Origin of the sequence: Pseudomonas farris, assembly GCF_019145235.1 — a bacterium.
GTDB lineage: Bacteria > Pseudomonadota > Gammaproteobacteria > Pseudomonadales > Pseudomonadaceae > Aquipseudomonas > Aquipseudomonas farris.
This window is the reverse complement of sequence record NZ_JAHSTV010000009.1, coordinates 108,736-128,158: the sequence shown is the minus strand read 5'-3', so window position 1 is coordinate 128,158 and position 19,423 is coordinate 108,736. Positions and strand designations below refer to the sequence as shown.

General features: G+C 61.0%; 12 protein-coding genes and 1 pseudogene. 4 read left to right on the top strand and 9 right to left on the bottom strand.

Going from position 1 to position 19,423, the window contains the following annotated elements; genetic code table 11:
- Nucleotides 1-131: 131 nt before the first annotated feature.
- Nucleotides 132-2,657, top strand: coding sequence for a PepSY domain-containing protein (locus tag KVG95_RS19695; RefSeq protein ID WP_217857616.1), 2,526 nt, complete (start codon nt 132-134; stop codon nt 2,655-2,657).
- A gap of 131 nt (nt 2,658-2,788) precedes the next feature.
- On the opposite strand, the gene KVG95_RS19690 is transcribed toward KVG95_RS19695, so the two are convergent.
- From KVG95_RS19690 to ptsP, 4 genes are all read right to left on the bottom strand, one after another.
- Nucleotides 2,789-4,330 (bottom strand): alkaline phosphatase D family protein, encoded by a 1,542-nt coding sequence (locus KVG95_RS19690; RefSeq protein WP_217857615.1) that lies wholly within the window; start codon nt 4,328-4,330, stop codon nt 2,789-2,791.
- Nucleotides 4,331-4,505: 175 nt separating this feature from the next.
- Nucleotides 4,506-6,245, bottom strand: coding sequence for a PTS fructose-like transporter subunit IIB (locus KVG95_RS19685; protein WP_217857614.1), 1,740 nt, complete (start codon nt 6,243-6,245; stop codon nt 4,506-4,508).
- 11 nt (nt 6,246-6,256) lie between these two features.
- Nucleotides 6,257-7,198, bottom strand: coding sequence for a 1-phosphofructokinase (gene pfkB / locus KVG95_RS19680; RefSeq protein WP_217857613.1), 942 nt, complete (start codon nt 7,196-7,198; stop codon nt 6,257-6,259).
- Nucleotides 7,198-10,059: a phosphoenolpyruvate--protein phosphotransferase gene (ptsP, locus tag KVG95_RS19675; protein WP_217857612.1), complete on the bottom strand. Its 2,862-nt coding sequence runs from the start codon at nt 10,057-10,059 to the stop codon at nt 7,198-7,200. Before ptsP ends, pfkB begins: the two co-directional genes overlap by 1 nt.
- A gap of 301 nt (nt 10,060-10,360) precedes the next feature.
- Between ptsP and cra the strand changes: the two genes are divergently transcribed.
- The gene (gene cra / locus KVG95_RS19670) at nt 10,361-11,356 is read left to right on the top strand and encodes a catabolite repressor/activator (protein WP_217857611.1); all 996 of its coding nucleotides are present in this window, start codon (nt 10,361-10,363) and stop codon (nt 11,354-11,356) included.
- A gap of 3 nt (nt 11,357-11,359) precedes the next feature.
- Nucleotides 11,360-12,136 (top strand): TatD family hydrolase, encoded by a 777-nt coding sequence (locus KVG95_RS19665; protein ID WP_217857610.1) that lies wholly within the window; start codon nt 11,360-11,362, stop codon nt 12,134-12,136.
- 128 nt (nt 12,137-12,264) lie between these two features.
- On the opposite strand, the gene KVG95_RS30440 is transcribed toward KVG95_RS19665, so the two are convergent.
- The 5 genes and pseudogenes from KVG95_RS30440 to KVG95_RS19645 form a co-directional block, all read right to left on the bottom strand.
- On the bottom strand, nt 12,265-12,969 hold the full coding sequence (locus tag KVG95_RS30440) for a methyl-accepting chemotaxis protein (protein WP_401175982.1): 705 nt from the start codon (nt 12,967-12,969) through the stop codon (nt 12,265-12,267).
- Nucleotides 12,970-13,122: 153 nt separating this feature from the next.
- Nucleotides 13,123-13,326 (bottom strand): annotated as a pseudogene (locus KVG95_RS30435) (HAMP domain-containing protein); the annotation flags it as partial.
- A 1,183-nt stretch (nt 13,327-14,509) separates the two neighbouring features.
- Nucleotides 14,510-15,346, bottom strand: coding sequence for a regulatory signaling modulator protein AmpE (gene ampE, locus KVG95_RS19655; RefSeq protein ID WP_217857608.1), 837 nt, complete (start codon nt 15,344-15,346; stop codon nt 14,510-14,512).
- Nucleotides 15,347-15,348: 2 nt separating this feature from the next.
- A complete protein-coding gene (gene ampD / locus KVG95_RS19650) occupies nt 15,349-15,918 on the bottom strand; it encodes a 1,6-anhydro-N-acetylmuramyl-L-alanine amidase AmpD (RefSeq protein WP_217857607.1) in 570 nt (189 codons plus the stop codon).
- A gap of 64 nt (nt 15,919-15,982) precedes the next feature.
- On the bottom strand, nt 15,983-18,190 hold the full coding sequence (locus tag KVG95_RS19645; protein ID WP_217857606.1) for a DUF1631 domain-containing protein: 2,208 nt from the start codon (nt 18,188-18,190) through the stop codon (nt 15,983-15,985).
- A 359-nt stretch (nt 18,191-18,549) separates the two neighbouring features.
- Here KVG95_RS19645 and nadC point away from each other — a divergent pair, with 359 nt between their 5' ends.
- Nucleotides 18,550-19,398 carry a carboxylating nicotinate-nucleotide diphosphorylase gene (gene nadC, locus KVG95_RS19640; RefSeq protein WP_217857605.1) on the top strand — a complete coding sequence of 283 codons (849 nt, stop codon included), beginning with the start codon at nt 18,550-18,552 and terminating at the stop codon, nt 19,396-19,398.
- Nucleotides 19,399-19,423: the final 25 nt, after the last annotated feature.

The window sequence follows — 19,423 nt, the reverse complement described above, 5'->3', positions numbered from 1 at the left end:
TAAAGCTCTTAGGCAAAAGCCCCGTTCATCGAAGTGAACGGGGCTTTTGCCTGTAAAAAAGAATGCTTCTCGACAACTCACGGCATAATGCGCGACGTGATGATGACTTTTGAACGAACAAGGCGAGCGACGTGTTGAAGAAATCCCTGTTCCAGTTGCACTGGTTTTTCGGCATCAGCGCCGGACTGGTCCTGGCCCTGATGGGCATCACCGGGGCGGCGGTATCGTTCCAGGATGAAATCCTGCGAGCGCTGAACCCCTCTGTGCTGCACGTCGAGAAGCAGATTGCCGGCGTACTGCCGCCTGCCGAGCTGGTAGAAAAAATCGAAGGCGCTTCGGGCAAGACAGTCTCGATGCTCTGGGTCGAGACCGACAGCGGCAACGCCGCGCGGGTGATCTTCACCGCGCCACCCGGTGAACGTCGCGGGCCGATGCGCTACTTCGACCCGTACACCGGCGAGTTCATGGGCGATGTCACGGGCCAGGATTTCTTTGGCCTGATGCTGCAACTGCACCGGATTCTGGCCATGGGCGATATCGGCCGACAGATCACCGGCGCCTGTACGCTGATTCTGGTGTTCTTCTGTCTGTCCGGCCTGTACCTGCGCTGGCCGCGTCAGTGGAAAAACTGGCGCGCGTGGCTGACCCTGGACTGGAATAAAAAGGGTCGCAGCTTCAACTGGGATTTGCACTCGGTAGCCGGTACCTGGTGCCTGATGTTCTATCTTTTGGCAGCGCTGACCGGGCTGACCTGGTCGTACGAGTGGTACAACAAGGGCCTGACGCGGCTACTTTCCGATTCGCCGCAAAACGAACGAGTGCGCAGTCGCGGCCCTGCGCCGAGCGGCCCGGCCCCCACTGCCGATTACGCCGCGATATGGAGCAGCATCTACAGCGCCGCCGGCCCTGGGCTTTCGTCCTACAACGTTCGTATGCCGCCTGTGGCCGGGCAACCGGCAACCGTGTTCTACCTGCTGAAGAACTCACCCCACGACCAGGCACGGAACCAGCTCACCCTCGATCCGGCGACCGGCATCGTCAGCCGTCATGACCGCTACAGCGACAAGAGCTTCAAGGCGCAGCTGCTGACCAGTGTCTACGCGCTGCACGTCGGTAGTTATTTCGGGATTATCGGGCGGATTATGGTGACGATCGCCGCACTGGCCATGCCACTGTTTTTCATCACTGGCTGGTTGCTGTACCTGGACCGTCGACGCAAGAAACGTCAGATCAAGGACGCCCGCAAAGGCCTCGCGCAACCGGGCAGTGATGCGCCGGCATGGCTGATCGGCTTCGCCAGTCAGAGCGGATTCGCCGAGCAACTCGCCTGGCAGACCGCCGGACAATTACAGGCCGCCGGGTTACCGGTGAAGGTTCAACCGTTGGCAAATGTCAGCGAACAGGACCTGCAGGATTCCAGCAACGCGCTGTTTGTGGTGAGCACCTTCGGCGACGGAGAAGCGCCGGACAGCGCTCGAGGATTCGAACGCAAAGTGCTGGGTCGTGCGCAGAGCTTCGACAGCCTTAACTATGCCGTGCTCGGCCTCGGTGACCGTCAGTATCAACACTTCTGCGGCTTCGCCCGCCGATTGCACACTTGGCTGGGCGAGCACGGCGGCAAGACCCTGTTCGCCCCGGTGGAGGTCGACAGCGGCGACCCTTACGCCCTGCGCCACTGGCAACAGCAACTCGGTCTGCTGACGGGTCAGGCGCCGGTAGATACCTGGCAAGCGCCAAGCTACGACAACTGGACCCTGACCCGCCGCGAATTGATGAACCCGGACAGCAGCGCTTCGCCCGTGTATTTGCTCGGCCTCAGCGCCCCCACCACCAGCAGCTGGCTGGCCGGGGATCTGGTGGAAGTACTGCCGCGCAATTGTCCGTGGGCCATCGAGCATTTCCTCGACGGCCTGGGGATTGACGGTCGGGCCACGGTTGAGTTCGATGGCCTGTCGCAAACGCTGGAACAAGCTCTCGCCAGCCGCCAACTGCCCGAGAACCGCACTCATCTGGTCGGCCTGCACGCGCAAGCGCTGACGGACGCCCTGGTGCCGTTGGCCATGCGCGAATACTCCATCGCCTCGATCGCCGCTGACGGCGCGCTGGAATTGATCGTGCGTCAGGAATTGCACGCCGATGGCAGCCTGGGCGTCGGTTCCGGCTGGTTGACCGAACATGCTCCCGTGGGTAGCAGCATCAGCCTGCGAGTACGACGCAACAGTGGCTTCCATCTACCGAACGAACCGGTGCCGATGATCCTGCTGGGCAACGGCACAGGATTGGCCGGGCTGCGCAGTTTGCTCAAGGCACGGATTGCCGACGGGCAGCAGCGTCACTGGCTGCTGTTCGGCGAGCGTAATCGCGAGCATGACTACCTGTGCCGCGCAGAGCTTGAGGAATGGTTGATCAACGGTGATCTGGCACGGCTGGATCTGGCGTTCTCCCGAGATCAGGCCGAGAAGATCTATGTGCAGGATCGCCTGCGCGAGTCTGCTGACGAGTTGAAAAAATGGCTGGCCGACGGCGCCGTTATTTACATCTGCGGCAGTTTGCAGGGGATGGCTTCAGGGGTGGATCACGCGCTCAACGAATTGCTGGGCATTGAAGAGGTCGACCGCCTGATCGAACAAGGCCGCTACCGCCGCGACGTTTACTGACACCAAACCATTAAATGTGGGAGCGGGCTTGCTCGCGAAAGCTATTTAACATTCAACAAAGATGTTGGCTGTCAGACCGCCTTCGCGAGCAAGCCCGCTCCCACATTGATCGAGTGTCGGCTTACTTCTTCTCACACCGGCGCCAACTTGCGCTCAAACACCCCCACCCCATCCAGATCCCGCAACACCACACTCATCTCCCCCGTCTGCCCGTCGATATTCACCTCGCCAAAAAACTGAAACCCGGCAAACGGCGAGGTGTTCTGCGCCGGTGGTGCTTTCTCGAACACCACTTCGGGGCCGAAGGTTTTATCCAGCGCATTCGGCCCGAAGCTCCCCGCATTCAGCGGCCCGGCGACAAACTCCCAGAACGGTTCGAAGTCCTGGAACGCCGCGCGGTCCGGATGGTAATGGTGCGCCGCGCAGTAATGCACATCCGCCGTGAGGAATACGAAATTGCGCACCTGCTGCGCCCGCAGAAAACCGAGCAATTCAGCGATTTCCACTTCACGACCCTGAGCCGGGCCAGGGTCACCATTGGCCACCGCTTCCCACCGCGCCACACCAGGGCGGACTTCACCGTCGGGGACGCCGAGGCCGATGGGCATGTCGGCGGCAATGACTTTCCATTGGGCCTGGGAGCCTTTCAATTCACGCTTGAGCCAGTCCAATTGTTCGCGACCAAGGAACGGTTTGGCGGCACCCAGGTTGTCGTCATTGGCTTCGCGATAACTGCGCATGTCGAGCACGAACACATCCAGCATCGGCCCATAACTCAGCTTGCGATAAATCCGCTCGCCATCATCGGCACTCTGCAAGCGCATCGGCGCATATTCCAGCCAGGCCTGGCGCGCACGACCCACCAGGCTGTGGATATCTTTGCTCTTGTAGCGCTCATCCAGCTGCTTGCCCGGCGACCAGTTGTTCACCACTTCGTGGTCGTCCCACTGCCAGATCTGTGGGACCTCGGCGTTGAAGCGGCGGATGTTCTCGTCCATCAGGTTGTAGCGGTAATTGCCGCGATAGTCGTCGAGGGTTTCGGCGACTTTGCTCTTGGCTTCGCTGGTGAGGTTGCGCCACACCCGGCCGCTCTCTGTTGTGAGCTGCGCAGGTACGGGACCGTCGGCGTAGATGGTGTCGCCGCTGTGGATAAAAAAGTCCGGCAGGCGCAGACGCATGGCTTCGTAGATGCGCATGCCGCCGATGTCCGGGTTGATGCCGAAGCCTTGGCCGACCGTGTCGCCACTCCAGACGAACCGAATATCTCGCCGGGCGGTAGGCACACTGCGCAGATGGCCGAACCAGGGCTCACTAGCGACACCGCTCTGGGCGTCTTCGAAAGTCACGCGATAGAAAATTGCCTGATCGGCGGGCAGGCCAGTGAGTTCGACCCGGGCAGTGAAGTCGGTGCGGGCATCGGCCAAGGGCGAGACGAATCGACGAGGGTTACTGAACAGGCTGCGGGTGTCCCATTCCACCACCATCCGCGCCGCACGGTCGCTACGACTCCAGATCATCGCCCGGTCGCCCAGCAAATCGCCGGACTGCACGCCATCGGTGAGTTGCGGCCGATCCTTGACCGAAGCAATCACCGCCGGCGCCAGGCCAGGCATCAACAGCCCAGCGCCAACGGCCTGCATGACACGACGACGGCTGAGGTCGAATTCGCTCATGGTGTTCTCCCTGAAAAAGGAAAACTTAAGCATGGCTGTATGACTGCGGCATGACACAAAAGTCTGCCGATCCCTGTGGGAGCGGGCTTGCTCGCGAAGACGGTTTAACATTCAACATTAATGCTGGCTGTCAGACCGCTTTCGCGAGCAAGCCCGCTCCCACAAGGGATTGGGGTCAGGCGCTGACTGGCTCTACTGCCAACTCCACCGTCTCAGGCCGTTTGAGCACCGAATACGTCACCGCCGTCAGCAGACTCCCGGCCACGATCGCCAGCAGATACAACAGCGCATGGTTGATCGCATTCGGAATCAGCATCACGAACAACCCACCGTGCGGTGCCATGAGTTTGCAGCCGAAGTACATCGACAACGCGCCGGTCAGCGCACCGCCGGCGATGCTCGCCGGAATCACCCGCAAAGGGTCTTTCGCCGCAAACGGAATCGCCCCCTCGGAGATAAAGCACAACCCCAACACCAGCGCCGCTTTACCGGCCTCGCGCTCACTCTGGGCGAACTTGCGCCGGGCAATGAACGTGGCGATGCCAAGGCCTATCGGCGGCACCATGCCGGCGGCCATGGTCGCGGCCATCGGTGCATAACTCTGCGACGCCAGCAGCCCCACCGAGAACGCGTAAGCCGCTTTGTTGATCGGCCCGCCGAGGTCGACGCACATCATGCCGCCCAGCAGCACACCGAGCAGGATGGCGTTGGTGGTGCCCATGCTGTCGAGGAAGTGCGTGAGCCCCGCGAGCATTCCGGCCACCGGTTTGCCGACCACGTAGATCATCACCAGACCGGTGAACAGACTCGCCAGCAACGGGATGATCAGGATCGGTTTCAGCGCCTCAAGGCTCTGCGGCAAACGCGCATAGCGATTGATCGCCTGGGCCGCATAGCCGGCGATGAAGCCGGCTATGATCCCGCCGATGAAACCGGCGCCCAGGGTGCTCGCCAGCAAACCACCGATCATCCCTGGCGCCAGGCCCGGGCGGTCGGCGATCGAGTAAGCGATGTAGCCCGCCAGCAGCGGCACCATCAGTTTGAACGCGGTGTCGCCGCCGATTTGCATCAGCGCAGCCGCCAGCGTGCCTTCCTCCTTGAACGCGGTGATACCGAACACGAAGGACAAGGCGATCATCAGTCCGCCCGCCACCACCATCGGCAACATGTACGACACACCGGTCAGCAGGTGTTTGTAGATGCCGGTCTTTTCTTGCTTGGCCGGGCCTTTGGCGCCGGTCGAAGCGCTTTCCTGTTTGCCTTCGGCCAGGGCTTTGTTCAGCGTCGCTTCGGCTTGTTTCAGCGCAATGCCGGTGCCACAGCGATAGATTTTCTTGCCGGCGAACCGCTCGGTGGCAACGTCGATGTCTGCCGCCAACAGCACCACGTCGGCATCGGCAATCGCCTCTGCGCTGAGTGGATTACGCGCGCCGACCGAGCCTTGGGTTTCCACTTGCAAGTCGTAGCCCAGACGTTTGGCCGCTTGCTGCAAGGCTTCGGCGGCCATGAAGGTGTGGGCGACGCCGGTCGGGCACGCGGTGACAGCCACCAGGCGTGGCGCATTTTTAACCACGGCAGCCGGCTCGGCGGCGGCTTCGGGCGCGACGTAAACCTCGGCCTCCTCCACCCCGCGACGCAGCACCGCTTCAACATCTTGCAGGGCCTGGGCCGGGGTGCTCTGGAATACGCGTTTGCCGACGAACCGTGACATATCCACCGGCGCGCTGGTGACCAGCAACACCCACTCAGCGGCCTCGATGGTCGCAGCCGACAGTTGACGTTCCGGATGGGCCGCATCAACGACTTCGACACTGGTGCTCCAGCCCTGACGCTGGGCCGCTGCATCGAGCAGACGAGCGCACAGCACACTGGTGACCATGCCGTTCGGGCAGGCCGTAACAATGGCTAACTTCATTGCAAACCCTCTTATTGTTCTGTCAGGGCGCGCAGGCGCACGCCCTGTTCGAGGTGCGCCAGTTGCGCGGTGTCGCCGATACCAAAACCGATCTGGGTAACGGCCATGGCGGCAATTGCGGTGGCGGTGCGCAAGGTTTGCTCGGGCGTATCGGCACTGAGCAAACCGTGCAGCATGCCCGCCAGCAACGAATCCCCCGCGCCGACAGTGCTGACCACGCTGACCTTGGGTGGCGTGGCGTGCATGGCCGAGCCGACACTGAACCAGTTCACCCCGTCGGCACCGTCGGAAATCACCACGTGTTCGATGCCATGCGCATGCAAGCGGCTCGCCGCCTCGGCTTGGGCGCCCACGGAAACCACCTCGCAACCCAGCGCTTCAGCCAATTCTTCGGTGTTGGGTTTGATCAGCCATGGACCGGCCGCCAGACCTGCGCGCAAGGCTTCACCGCTGGTGTCGAGCGCCACTTTCAAACCGCGTTTTTTCAAGCGCTGGATCAACTCCCGCAACCACTGAGGATTCACGCCACGGGGCAAACTACCGGCCACGACGACCGCGTCATGCCCAGGAGCAATCTGATCGAGTCGATCGAGCAAGGCCTGCTGCGCCGCTTCACTGACCCTCGGCCCCGGGCCGTTGATGTCGGTGATGCGCCCATCGCTTTCTGCCAGTTTGATGTTGCTGCGGGTCTCGCCGGGGACACGGACAAACGCGTCGGTAAAACCGCGTTTGGCAAACAGGGTTTCGAACGCCTGAAGATTGTCTTCCCCGAGAAAACCGCTGACGGTCAGCTGATGCCCGAGGTCGGCCAGCACCTGCGCCACGTTCACGCCTTTGCCGGCGGCGTGGGTGTGCATTTCGTCGCTGCGATTGACCTGACCGGGGGTAAGTAGCGGCAATTGGACGGTGAGGTCCAGCGCCGGGTTAAGGGTCAGGGTTAAGATCTTGGCCATTACAGGGCCTCCACTAATGCACGAACTTCGTTCGCGCTGCCCACGGCCAAGGCCTGTTGGGCAAGGGTTTGAGTCTGGGTCAGGCTGAGTTCACGAATGCGTGCCTTGACCTCGGCAATGCTGCGGCCCGACACGCTCAACTCATCCACCCCCAGGCCCACCAGCACCGGCACCGCCAGCGGATCGGCCGCCAGCTCACCGCACACGCCGACCCACTTGCCATGAGCATGAGCCGCACGCACGGTGATGTCGATCAGTTGCAGCACTGCCGGATGCAAGCCGTCAGCCTGGGCCGATAAGGTCGGATGACCACGGTCGATGGCCAAGGTGTATTGCGTCAGGTCGTTGGTGCCGACGCTGAAGAAATCCACTTCCTTGGCCAGCACCGGCGCCAGCAAAGCGGCCGACGGCACTTCGATCATGATCCCCAGTTGCAGGTCCGCAACCGGGATTTCCAGACGCAGGCGTTCGGTCATGTCCCGCGCCTGGCGCCACTCATCGACGCTGCCGACCATCGGGAACATGATTCGCAATGGACGGCTGTCAGCCGCACGCAGCAAGGCGCGCAACTGCGCTTCCATGACCTGCGGACGTTGCAGGGTCAGGCGAATGCCACGCACGCCGAGGAACGGGTTTTCTTCTTTCGCGATCGGCCAGTACGGCAGCGGTTTGTCACCACCGACGTCCAGGGTGCGCACGACCAGCGGTCGACCGGCCAGGCCATCGAGCACGCGCCGGTATTCGACTTCCTGAGTCGCCTCGTCTGGCGCTTGCGAGTGGGCCATGAAAATCAGTTCGGTGCGCAGCAGGCCAATGCCTTCGGCGCCCTGCTCCACCGCACTGGTGACGCCGGCGCTTTCACCGATATTGGCGAACACTTCCACCGCGTGGCCGTCCGTGGTCAGCGCCGGTTGATGGCGTTGTTCAGCGGCGGCTTTCAAGCGCAGTTCGCGGGTGTCGCGTTCTTCGGTGGCGCGCTGCAAGGTCGCGGCATCGGCGTCCACGTGCAGGCGACCACGTTGACCATCGATCAATAGCGGCGTGCCCGGTTTCAACAGCAACACCGCGGCACCGGCGCCCACCAGCGCCGGAATACCGAGGGCACGCGCGACGATGGCGCTGTGGGCCGTGGCGCCACCACGAGCGGTGAGGATGCCCGCCACGCGTGCCGGATCAAGACGTGCCACGTCGGACGGGCCGACTTCGTCCATCACCAGAATGTACGGCTGCTCTGGTTCGGCCGGGGTTTCGACGCCACTCAATTGCGCCAGCACCCGTCGGCCAATGTCGCGCAAGTCGGCGGCACGTTCGGCGAGCAAGGCGTCCTGAAGCGATTCCTGTTGTTTGGCGGCGGCTTCAATTACCGCCATCCACGCTGCTTCGGCGCTTTCGCCTTGCTTGAGACGGGTGTCGACTTCGTCAGTCAGTTCAGGGTCGTCGAGCATTTCCTGGTGGGTGATGAAAATCTCGCGAATCGCCTTGGACTTGCTGCGCTCGATCAGGCCTTCGATGTCGCGACGCACATCCGTCAGCGCTTGCTTGAGACGTTCGCGCTCGATGGCGGCGGACTCACCGCGCAGCGGGTACTCGATGACTTGCAGCACTTGAATATGCGCCGGGCCGATAGCGATCCCCGGGGCAGCAGCAATCGCCTGAATCAGACTGCCGGAGGCCGGTGCAAGCAGCACTTCGGCGACATCGGCGATCACTTCGCGATGTTGGCTCACTGCCGGCAGCGGCTCGACTTCTTCACCGAGGCCTTCTTCGATGGCCGCCAGCAAGGCCGGCAAGGCATCGGCGGCGATGGTCGGTTCGGCGATGAATTCCAGCACCTGACCGCGACGGGCGCCAAGGCTGAGCAGTTTGCTCAAACTCTTCACCGACACCGCGCTGTCGTGACCATCGACGATGCGCACGCGGATTTCGCCTTCAAAACTTTTCGCCAGTTGCGCGAGAATCTTCGCCGGGCGCGCATGCAAACCGTGGGCGTTGGCCAGGGCAATGCGTGCGCTCGGCCAATCCGCCGGCACCTCACCGCCGAGGACTTCCAGAACCGCGCGGCTGCTGGTGGCACGGCCCAGCTCATGACCACGGCCTTCGATCAGCAGCGCGCAAAGACGTTCGAGCAATGCCTGATGGGCTTCACCGAGGCTGGCCAGGCAGAACAGCCCGCTCAACGGCTGGCCGAGGTAGCGCATGGGTTTGTCCGGGGTAACGAACGCCAGGCCCGGACGCTTCACCGTTTGTTCGCTGTGCAGCCACCACAGGCCATCGCCCAGCGGCAGCGCGTCGACCTGCTGCAAGACGCCGGCAAAACCGTTGCTCACGCAATCGGCCTGACGCAGCAAGCGGGCACCGCGCCAGACCAGTTCTTCGAAGTCATCGGCGGAAACACCAAGGCCGATCATCTGTGCGTCCAGCGCCAATTCTTGCGGTGCGCCTTGCAGCAGTTTCAACAAGGCTTCGGCGGAACTGGCGCGGCGCAGGGCCTGGCCCAGATCGGTTTCACCGAGGGCGCGGGTCAGCAGTTGCAGCAGGCGCAGGTGTTCATCGGATTTGGCAGCGATACCAATCGCCAGATAAACGATCTGGCCGTCGCCCCAGTCCACGCCGTCAGGAAACTGCATCAGCCGCACACCGGTGGCGAACACCTGATCACGGGTTTCCGGGGTGCCGTGTGGGATGGCAATACCTTGGCCGAGAAAGGTCGAGCCCTGGACTTCCCGGGCCTGCAAACCCGCAAGGTAACCATCCGCCACCAGGCCATCGGTCACAAGTCGGTCAGCGAGTAATTGCAGGGCGGTGGCTTTATCCACAGCCGACTGGCCCATGGATATCTGCTCTATGGTGAGCTCGAGCATGCTTTCTCCTTTTTGGCGCCGTGTGACGCCAGGTATTGTTTTGATTGATTCAGCTTAGGCCCTTGGGAGCGCCTTTTCAGGGGCAGTTTTGGCGGTTTCGCGGCAGAACCGACCAAAGCGACCTTTAACGTAGAAAATACGCCTGCTGAAACGTTTAATCTAGAATGTTAGGCACGTTACTCGATAATGTCTCATCCTTGAAGTCCAATTGTCGGATCTGCTGCGACAATGGTCGCCTGCCCGAATCGGGTAGGATTGGCGAAAATGTCGGGCAAGCTCGAACAAATAAGGAAAACCCGGGTTGAAACTCAGTGATATTGCACAGTTGGCCGGCGTCTCCGTGACTACCGCCAGTTATGTCATCAACGGCAAGGCTGAACAGCAACGCATCAGCAGCGCCACCGTCGAACGCGTGCGGGCGGTGGTCGAACAACATGGCTTCACACCCAACCCTCAGGCCGCCGGGTTGCGCAGTCGGCACACCCGCACTCTGGGCTTCATTCTGCCGGACCTGGAAAACCCCAGTTACGCGCGAATCGCCAAACTGCTGGAACAAGGCGCCCGGGCTCGCGGCTATCAACTGCTGATCGCCAGCTCCGACGATGCGCCGGACAGCGAACGGCAATTGCTGCAACTGTTCCGCGCCCGCCGCTGCGATGCGCTGATCGTCGCCAGTTGCCTGCCGGCCGGCGACGACAGTTATCGGCAATTGCAGGCCAAAGGCATTCCGATCATCGCCATCGACCGGGTGATGGAGCCTGAGCACTTTTGCTCGGTGATCAGTGACGACCGCGAAGCCAGTCTGCAGCTTACCCGCAGCCTGCTGAACCCATTGCCCAAGCAGATCGCGCTGATCGGTGCCCGTCCCGAATTGAGTATCAGCCAGGAACGGGCGGCAGGGTTCAAGGAAGCGCTGAACGGTTTCAAAGGCGAGGCGCTGATCGAACACGGCGAGTCGTTCAGTCGTGAGTGCGGTAAACAATTGATGGAAGAATTGCTTCAGCGCCTGGGTCATTTGCCGGATGCGCTGGTGACCACCTCCTACGTGTTGCTTCAGGGCGTGTTCGATGCCTTGCACGACTTCCCTCTGAAGTCCCGCCCGCTACGTCTGGGCACTTTCGGTGATACGCAGTTGCTGGACTTCCTGCCACTGCCGGTCAACGCCATGTCCCAGCAGCATCAGCTGATCGCCGACAAGGCGCTGCAACTAGCGTTGGCAGCCATTGAACAGGCCGATTACCAACCCGGCGTGCAGGCCATCGCGCGGACCTTCAAGCAGCGAATTCATCAGGACTGAGCCGTGGAACTGATCGACACCCACACTCATCTGGATTTCCCGGATTTCGACGTGGATCGTCAGGCGCTGCTGGCCGAGAGCCGCGCCCTCGGCGTGCGGCGGATGGTGGTGCTGGGGGTTTATCAGGCCAATTGGCAGCGGGTCTGGGACTTGGTGCAAAGCGATCCCGATCTGCATGCCGCGTTCGGTTTGCACCCGGTGTATCTGGATGACCATCGCCCTGAGGATGTGACCGAACTCGGTGACTGGCTGACGCGCCTGGCGGGCCATCGACAGCTATGCGCGGTGGGCGAGATCGGTCTGGATTACTTCATCGAGACCCTGGATCGTGAACGCCAGCAAGCGTTGTTCGACGCCCAACTGCAACTGGCGGCGGACTTCAATCTGCCGGCGCTGATTCATGTGCGACGCAGCCATGCGGCGGTGATTGCCACGCTCAAACGGTTTCGCTTGAAACGGGCGGGGATCATTCATGCTTTCGCCGGCAGCCAGGAAGAGGCGCGCGAATACATCAAGCTGGGTTTCAAACTCGGCTTCGGCGGCGCCGCGACCTGGCCGCAGGCCCTGCGCATGCACCGAGTGCTCGCCGGTTTGCCCGTTGAATCGGTGGTACTGGAAACCGACTCACCGGACATGGCCCCCGCCATGTTCCCCGGTCAACGCAACAGCCCGGCCCATTTACCGGCGATCTGCGAGGCACTGGCCACCCTCATGGCGATCAGCCCCGAACAATTGGCTACCGCCAGCACCGCCAATGCGTGTGAGGTGTTTAACTGGTAATCCACTGATTCACGCAATACCTGTGGGAGCGGGCTTGCTCGCGAAAGCGGTTTATCAGTCACCTCAATGTTGAATGTGACGACCTCTTCGCGAGCAAGCCCGCTCCCACATTTGTTCCGGGGTGCTTCTTAAACCCGAAACGCGCTTATCAATTGTTTGAGTTCCACTACCTGCGCCGACAACGCTCGGCTGGCATTTTCAGTCTGGTGCGCGCCGTCGGCGGTACGCTCACCAGCGCGGTTGATCTCGACAATATTCTGGTCGATGTCGTGAGCCACGGCGGTCTGCTGCTCTACGGCGGCAGCGATCTGCTGGTTCTGGTCGACGATCATGCCGACGGCGCCGAGGATGTTTTCCAGCGCCTGCTGGACCTTTTCCGACTGCCCGACCGTGCCATTGGCCATCTGATGGCTGGTGCCCATCGCCTTGACCGCCGCCCCGACACCGCTGTGCAGCTTGGCAATCATCTGCTCGATTTCTTCGGTCGATTGCTGGGTGCGTTTGGCCAGGGTCCGGACCTCGTCCGCCACCACCGCAAAACCACGGCCCTGCTCGCCCGCGCGCGCGGCTTCGATGGCGGCGTTGAGCGCCAGCAAGTTGGTCTGTTCGGCGATGCTTTTGATCACTTCCAGCACACGACTGATGGACTGGCTGTCGCTGGCCAGTTGATTGATCACCCGCACCGACTGATCGATCTCACTGGCCAGTGCAGCGATGCTGCCCTGCTGGGACTCCACCAGGCCGCGACCGCTAATGGTCTCGTCGTTGACGCTGTGGGCGCTGCTGACGGCCGCCGCGGCACTGCGCGCCACCTCCAGGGAAGTGGCTGACATCTGATTCATCGCGGTGGCAACCTGCTCGATCTGCGTGCGCTGCCCCGCCACTGCCTGATTGCTCTGGGCGGACACGTTTTCAACCTGGCCGGCTTGGCGCTCGACCTCGCTGACGGTCTGGCCCACGCGCTCGATCAGGTCATGGATCTTCTTCACGGTGCCGGTGAATACCTCGCCCAACTCGCCCAATTCATCGCGGCTGTTGGCGCTGAAGGTCACGGTCATGTCGCCTGCCGCCACCTTGTCCATCACCGCACCAAGACGCTTGAGGGTGGTGCGGGTCGAGGCGTAGAAACCGCCATAGAGGTAAAAAATCAACACAAACACCACCGCCAATGCCACCGCCTGCAAAATCATGTGGGTGCGATGTTGCTCCAGCCGCTGCTGCAACTGGGTACCGAGAAACTTCAAGGTGGCTTCATTGAGTTGGTAGGTCTGGTCGATCAGGCCCGTAACCTGATCGTAAAAGGCCTGCCACGGTGCATCGAGGGTGTCAGCCATCACCACTTGTTCTTCGAACAGTTCACTGGCCTTTTTCAGAGAGGCCTTGCTGCTTTCGGCCTGAGCGGCCAGGGTTTCGTGCGCCGCTTTACTGGAGCCCAGAGCATCCTGCAATTTCAGACCATATTCGGCCTGAAGCTTTTCGATCTGCGCCAGCAACTCATCGAAACGGGTGCTCGACGCCGAATTGAGGAAGCCCTGCCCCAACGAGTAAGAACCCATCGCCCGGCCGTCGCCGAGCGTCTGGGTGACGGCCGGCGTGACGTTGGTAATGAGCTCGCTCAGCTGACGCATGTCGCTCTGGCTGTCGCGGCTCAGGCCGGCCTGACTGGCAATGATCTGGCTGAAAATCTGCGCATTACCGAGCAACTTGCCGATCAGCGCACTTTTACTTTGCAGGGAGGTTTCCGTTTGCTGGGCCTTGAACGCGGCAATCATTTCATCGCGCTTACCATCGAAAAAGGTGATTTGCTCCGGGTCAGTGGTCATCGCCGCCAGCCCTTGCAAACGGGTCAGAACGCTTTGCTCCAGAGCACTGATATTCGACTCGACATGACCCGCCTTGCCGGACTGGCCAAGGATGACGTTGATCTGCACCAGGTTGTTCAGGGTTTCCAGATCCCGGCGCAGGCTCAGGCCGCTGCCCAACAGGTCGAGGCTTTGCAGCTCGACCCGTGTGCCCTGGAATTCGCGATAGGAATCGCGCACCAGATAGAAGTTGGTCACCAGCATCGGCACGAGGAATAGCACGCTGATCAGGCTAAACTTCATGCCGAAGCTCAGGCGGTTCATCAGCGCGACGGCGGGATAGAGCAAGCTCTTCACTGTGAAGTCTCCCTTTGAATTCTTATTTTTATGGCAGGCGCACAGAGACAGCAGATAGCCACTATTGGCGCTATCTCTGTATAGCCTAAATCGGCGGAGGGTTTTGTAACTTAAGGTTAACGAAAAAGATCGCAGCCTTCGGCAGCTCCTACAGATTCACACGATCCCTGTAGGGGCTGCCGAAGGCTGCGATCTTTTCAATTCAAAGCAGAAATCAGGACAAAACAGTCCACAACGCAAACCCGGCATACCAAAGCACTGCCGCGCGCAGCAACAGTTCCCAGATCCGGTCGAGGCTGTTGATGCCGTCCGGCCCGACTACCGGCGCCGGAATTTCACCGGCCACCAAGCCGACCTTCTCGATCAGTTGGGCGGCACTGATGTTCCAGTTCAGCAGCTCGTGCAGCATCACCCGGCCGACCGCGACAAAGTTGCCGACCAGCGCAAAACTTGCCGCCAGCAGTCGCACCGGTACCCAATCGAACGCATGACGCAGCTGTGCCGCTCGCTCGACCACGGCCGGGTTCTGCCCGTGCTCCTCGGCCAGCGCCAGCAGTCGATAGCTCAACGCAGCAACCGGGCCCAGCAGGAAGTACCAGAAGATCACCGCGAAAAAGCTCTGATAGGCCTGCCACAGCAGATGCCCTTCAACTCGCTCCAGCAGTTGCTCGCCGTTGTCGGCGCAAATATTCAGATCGCGTTTGGCCACATGGGCGGCGGCTTGCAGGTCTTCCCGGCGCCAGGCATCGCGGAACGGCCCGAGGCCGGCCAGCAGATCACCTCGGCCTAGACTGTAAATCACCACCAGCAGGTGCACCGGTAACGCCAGTAAACCGTAGGCTACCGGCTCCAGCACTACCAATAGCAAACCCAGCAGCGCCACCGGCAACAACACCAGCACCACCAGTATCAGCCACGGACGGTTTGTCATGCGTGGGTTGGCTTCAAGCTTGTGCAGCTCGCGCACCCAACCGCCATCACGTTGAACCTGATGGCGCAGGGCCGAGAACTTCTCGATCCACACCGCCAACAGCAGCACCAGAAAACTCATTGTTACTCCTTTTTTTCCAGAGCAGCGTTTGCCAGAGCCGCGCGATAGCGTGCCCAGTCAAATGCCGGTCCCGGATCAGTCTTGCGCCCGGGTGCGATGTCGCTATGCCCGCAGATGCGTTGTGCGGTGATACCCGTAAAGGCGCTTTGCAGCTGTCGGGTCAGGGCCGTCAACGCTTGATATTGTTCGTCGGTGAACGGCAGATCATCCGTGCCTTCAAGCTCGATGCCCACGGAGAAATCATTACAGGTTTCCCGTCCTTCGAAACACGAGACGCCAGCGTGCCAGGCGCGCTCAAGACAAGAGACAAACTGAGTGACGGTGCCGTCACGTTCGATCAGAAAATGCGCAGACACCCGCAGGTCGGCGATCCCTGCAAAGTAGGGATGTTCCGTGACATCCAGACGATTCTGGAAAAATTCCTGCACCTTGCCGGTCAGAAACTGCGCTGGCGGCAGACTGATGTTGTGGATCACCAGCAGGGAAATTTCGCCCTCGGGGCGCGCATTGAAGTTGGGCGAGGGGCATATGCGCACGCCCTGACACCAACCGCTCGCGGGGTCCAACTGCATACAGGTTCCTTCAACGACGACTGTGTTGGTGCCCAGTATGCCGCGATAGACCCTCGGCGCGCGATCACTTGCCGCGATTGAGACGCCGCAGGTTGCCCAGCACCGACTCCAGCGCCCGGTCGAACAGCAAGGTGTCGTCCAGCGTTCGCACCGCGCCACGCCGGAACTCCAGAGCCAGACCGGTACGGCTGTGCTCCAGCACTTTCATCCCGGTACGGTTGACGAAGATGTATTTGTCGGTGGCTTCAATGATCGCCGCCAGCTTGCAGCGCAGGGTGTTTTCCTCGTCCTCCTGAAACTCGACCCAGCAGCCCAGGTGCAGCTGATCTACCTGAAGCAGAGCAACATCGTCCTCCGGCAAACGCATTGATGCCGTTTCGATCGGGCCTTCGTCAGCGGTGCGAAGCACGATTTCCTGCTGCACTTCGACCATCATCGGTGCGTCAACAGCCGTGCTTTTCTGGCCCGGGCGTTCGAACAACTGAAGGTGCAAAACTTCCAGCTCGCTGAAAAACTCGCCGGTGGCGAACGGGTCGAATGCCGAGCTGTTCAAGCCATCGCGCAACGACTTGAGCAACCCCGGCACCAGCGACAACAAGCGCAGGCTCGCGTCGGGTTCGTCATGGCGTTGCACGCTCCAGATCAATTGCGCCATGGTCTGCACATCGGCATGCCATTCGGCGGACTGATCACCGTGCTTGAGGCAGGTCAGCAACAGCACTTTGCTCCAGGCTTCCTGGACAAACGCCACCACGCTGTGCGGCAGTACCTTGCCCACCAACACCTGATTCAGCGCCTGCTCGACGCGCTGACGCGCCAGATCCGTCCTGGCACGGCCTTCTTCGGCGTCGCGGGTGCGTTGCTCGAGTAATTCGCTACGACGGCGTTCGTCACTGGTGAAGGCGAGGAAATCCGCCAGCAATTCGGAAAAGATCGCCGGGTCATCGACAAAATCGTTCAGCAAACGCTGCACCACTTGCTCGATGCGCAGGTACAGGCTGTCGCGCTCATGGTCATCGCACTCGCCCCAGCCCATGGCCGCAGCGGCGATTTCGTTGAGTAAACGCCGGGCCGGATGGCTGCTACGACTGAAGAAGCTCTTGTCGAGCACCGCGACTTTCAGCATCGGGATCTGCAAACGGCCGATCAGCGCCTTGAGGGAGTCCGGCAGGTTACGGTCATCGAGGATGCATTCGAAGAGCATGGCGATCAGGTTGATCACGTCTTCGTCAGCCACCCCCACCACGCGCGACTTGCCGCTTTTGACGCTGACGCGGGTCAGCAGTTGTTCAAGCTGATTACGCAGATCGAAGTCGTCCGGAGCGGCCAGCTCCGGTACGTATTGCTGCAAGTGCGAGAGCAGGCGCAGCAGGTCGCGGGTGGAAATAGGCTGGGTCTGGGCACTGACTTCCAGGGTCGGCGCAACGCTGCCACGCACGTGGAACAGCAATTCCTGCAAGGCGGCGAAGACTTCCTGCACGCCCTCGTCGATCTGTGTATTGCCAGTCCTCACGCCTGTCTCGGCGGGGTCAGCACGAACACTCGCAGCCGCCCGATCGGTGGCACGCCGCGCCGGGGCGGGCTTGAGGTCCGGCAGCACGCCGGTGGCGATCAGCAGTTGATTGGCTTCGGCGTAAAGCTGATCAACATTGCTGAGCACATAGCGTTCGAACAACTTGAGGATGATCAGCTTGACCTTGATCTCCATGCCCAGGTTGCGCCCGGCCTGCAAGAAATACTCGCAGAGCAGCGTCGGCCCCAAGGGGTTGTGCTGTTCGACCAGTGTCTTGCTCAACAGTGTGCTGAGTCGGGCGGTGAGCTGGTCGAGGGCGAAACCGTCGCGATTCAGCACTTTGCCGACCATGGCCTCCACCGCCACGTTGCGCTCCATGTCGTCATCGGGCATCGACGCCGAGGCATCGAAAGCCAATGCCCGGGGCAAGCCAGCGTGAGAAATGTCGTACTGCGCGAGGCTGACGAAGGCCTCGAAGTATTGCTCGAGAAATCCGCGTTCAATGCTTTTGCGCTTGAGGCGCAAATCGCGCATGGCCTCGAAGAAGATGTTTTGCTCGACATTGTTTCGGGCCCGGTCGGCCATTTCAAACAGGGTGTCGTCGGCGTTATCGAACAGCTCTTGCAAACCTTGCTTGAGCTGTTGAGCGGCCTTGTCGCGAACCTGAAGCAGAATCACGGGCAGGCGGGCGAGCGGCGAGTGAGTCGCCTGGTCGGTAGCGGCCTTGTGCAAAGGCACTACATTCCCGTCGTTGTGCATCCAAGCCTCCTGAAACGGTGATTCTTCGGTTCGGTAAGAAAGATCGAGTACGCAGGCCACACAGCCGACGCTCAACGGGGACAGTCACCACCCGTTGTCATTCAATAATCGGGAATCCAAAGCTACGTCAAAGCTATGACGTCAAATGCAAGGCGAATTATCTGCAAAAGACTCTCCTTGTGCCAGCAGACTCTGCCCTTCCCCAAGAAATAGACGTTTATGAGAGCCCCTTGCTTAGCACTGATTGCTCGCGCGAATCGACCAAATGCAGGTTGGCGAACGATGGAATGGCCGTTGATGCCTTGGGTTGCCTCGCAGCATGGCCCTATAATCGGGCCACTTTGTTTGTGGAGCCCGTTATGCCGAATCTACGTCTCGCCGATTTGACCGCCGAAATCGAAGCCAACGTGCGCCGTGCGTTGCTCGAGGACATCGGCAGCGGCGACATCACCGCGCAACTGATCCCGGCCGAACGCCTGGCCAAAGCCACCATCATCACCCGCGATGAGGCTGTCATTGCTGGCACCGCGTGGGTGGATGCGGTTTTCCGGCAATTGGACCCGCGGGTTGCCGTTCATTGGCAGGTGCGCGACGGCGAACGGGTGAAACCCAATCAGGTGCTATTCCATCTCGAAGGCCCGGCGCGCTCGCTGCTGACGGGTGAACGCAGTGCTCTTAATTTCCTGCAAATGCTGTCCGGCGTGGCCACTCGCGCGCAGCACCTGGCCGACTTCGTCGCCGAGACTCAGGTGAAGTTGCTAGATACCCGCAAAACCCTGCCGGGGCTGCGCCTGGCCCAGAAATACGCCGTGACCTGCGGGGGTTGCCACAATCACCGCATCGGCCTGTATGACGCCTTTCTGATCAAGGAAAACCATATCGCCGCCTGCGGTGGCATTCCTGAGGCTATCGCAGCCGCGCACAAGATCGCCCCGGGCAAACCGGTGGAGATCGAAGTGGAAAGCCTGGCGGAGCTGAAGGAAGCACTGGCGGCCGGTGCCGACATCATCATGCTCGATGAACTGAGCCTGGATGACATGCGCGAAGCCGTGCGTTTAAACGCCGGCAAGGCAAAACTGGAGGCCAGTGGCGGTATCAACGAAAGTACATTGCTGCCAATCGCCAAAACCGGGGTGGATTATATTTCGATTGGTGCGATGACCAAGGATGTGAAGGCTGTGGACCTGTCGATGCGTTTAAGCCTCTGATCACGCCTTTGATAATAAAAAATGC

Coding starts and splice junctions, on each gene's coding strand:
- KVG95_RS19690 (WP_217857615.1), bottom strand. CDS start 4,330: ATGAGCGAATTCGACCTCAGCCGTCGTCGTGTCATGCAGGCCGTTGGC.
- KVG95_RS19685 (WP_217857614.1), bottom strand. CDS start 6,245: ATGAAGTTAGCCATTGTTACGGCCTGCCCGAACGGCATGGTCACCAGT.
- pfkB (WP_217857613.1), bottom strand. CDS start 7,198: ATGGCCAAGATCTTAACCCTGACCCTTAACCCGGCGCTGGACCTCACC.
- ptsP (WP_217857612.1), bottom strand. CDS start 10,059: ATGCTCGAGCTCACCATAGAGCAGATATCCATGGGCCAGTCGGCTGTG.
- KVG95_RS30440 (WP_401175982.1), bottom strand. CDS start 12,969: ATGTCAGCCACTTCCCTGGAGGTGGCGCGCAGTGCCGCGGCGGCCGTC.
- ampE (WP_217857608.1), bottom strand. CDS start 15,346: ATGAGTTTTCTGGTGCTGCTGTTGGCGGTGTGGATCGAGAAGTTCTCG.
- ampD (WP_217857607.1), bottom strand. CDS start 15,918: ATGCAGTTGGACCCCGCGAGCGGTTGGTGTCAGGGCGTGCGCATATGC.
- KVG95_RS19645 (WP_217857606.1), bottom strand. CDS start 18,190: ATGCACAACGACGGGAATGTAGTGCCTTTGCACAAGGCCGCTACCGAC.
- nadC (WP_217857605.1), top strand. CDS start 18,550: ATGCCGAATCTACGTCTCGCCGATTTGACCGCCGAAATCGAAGCCAAC.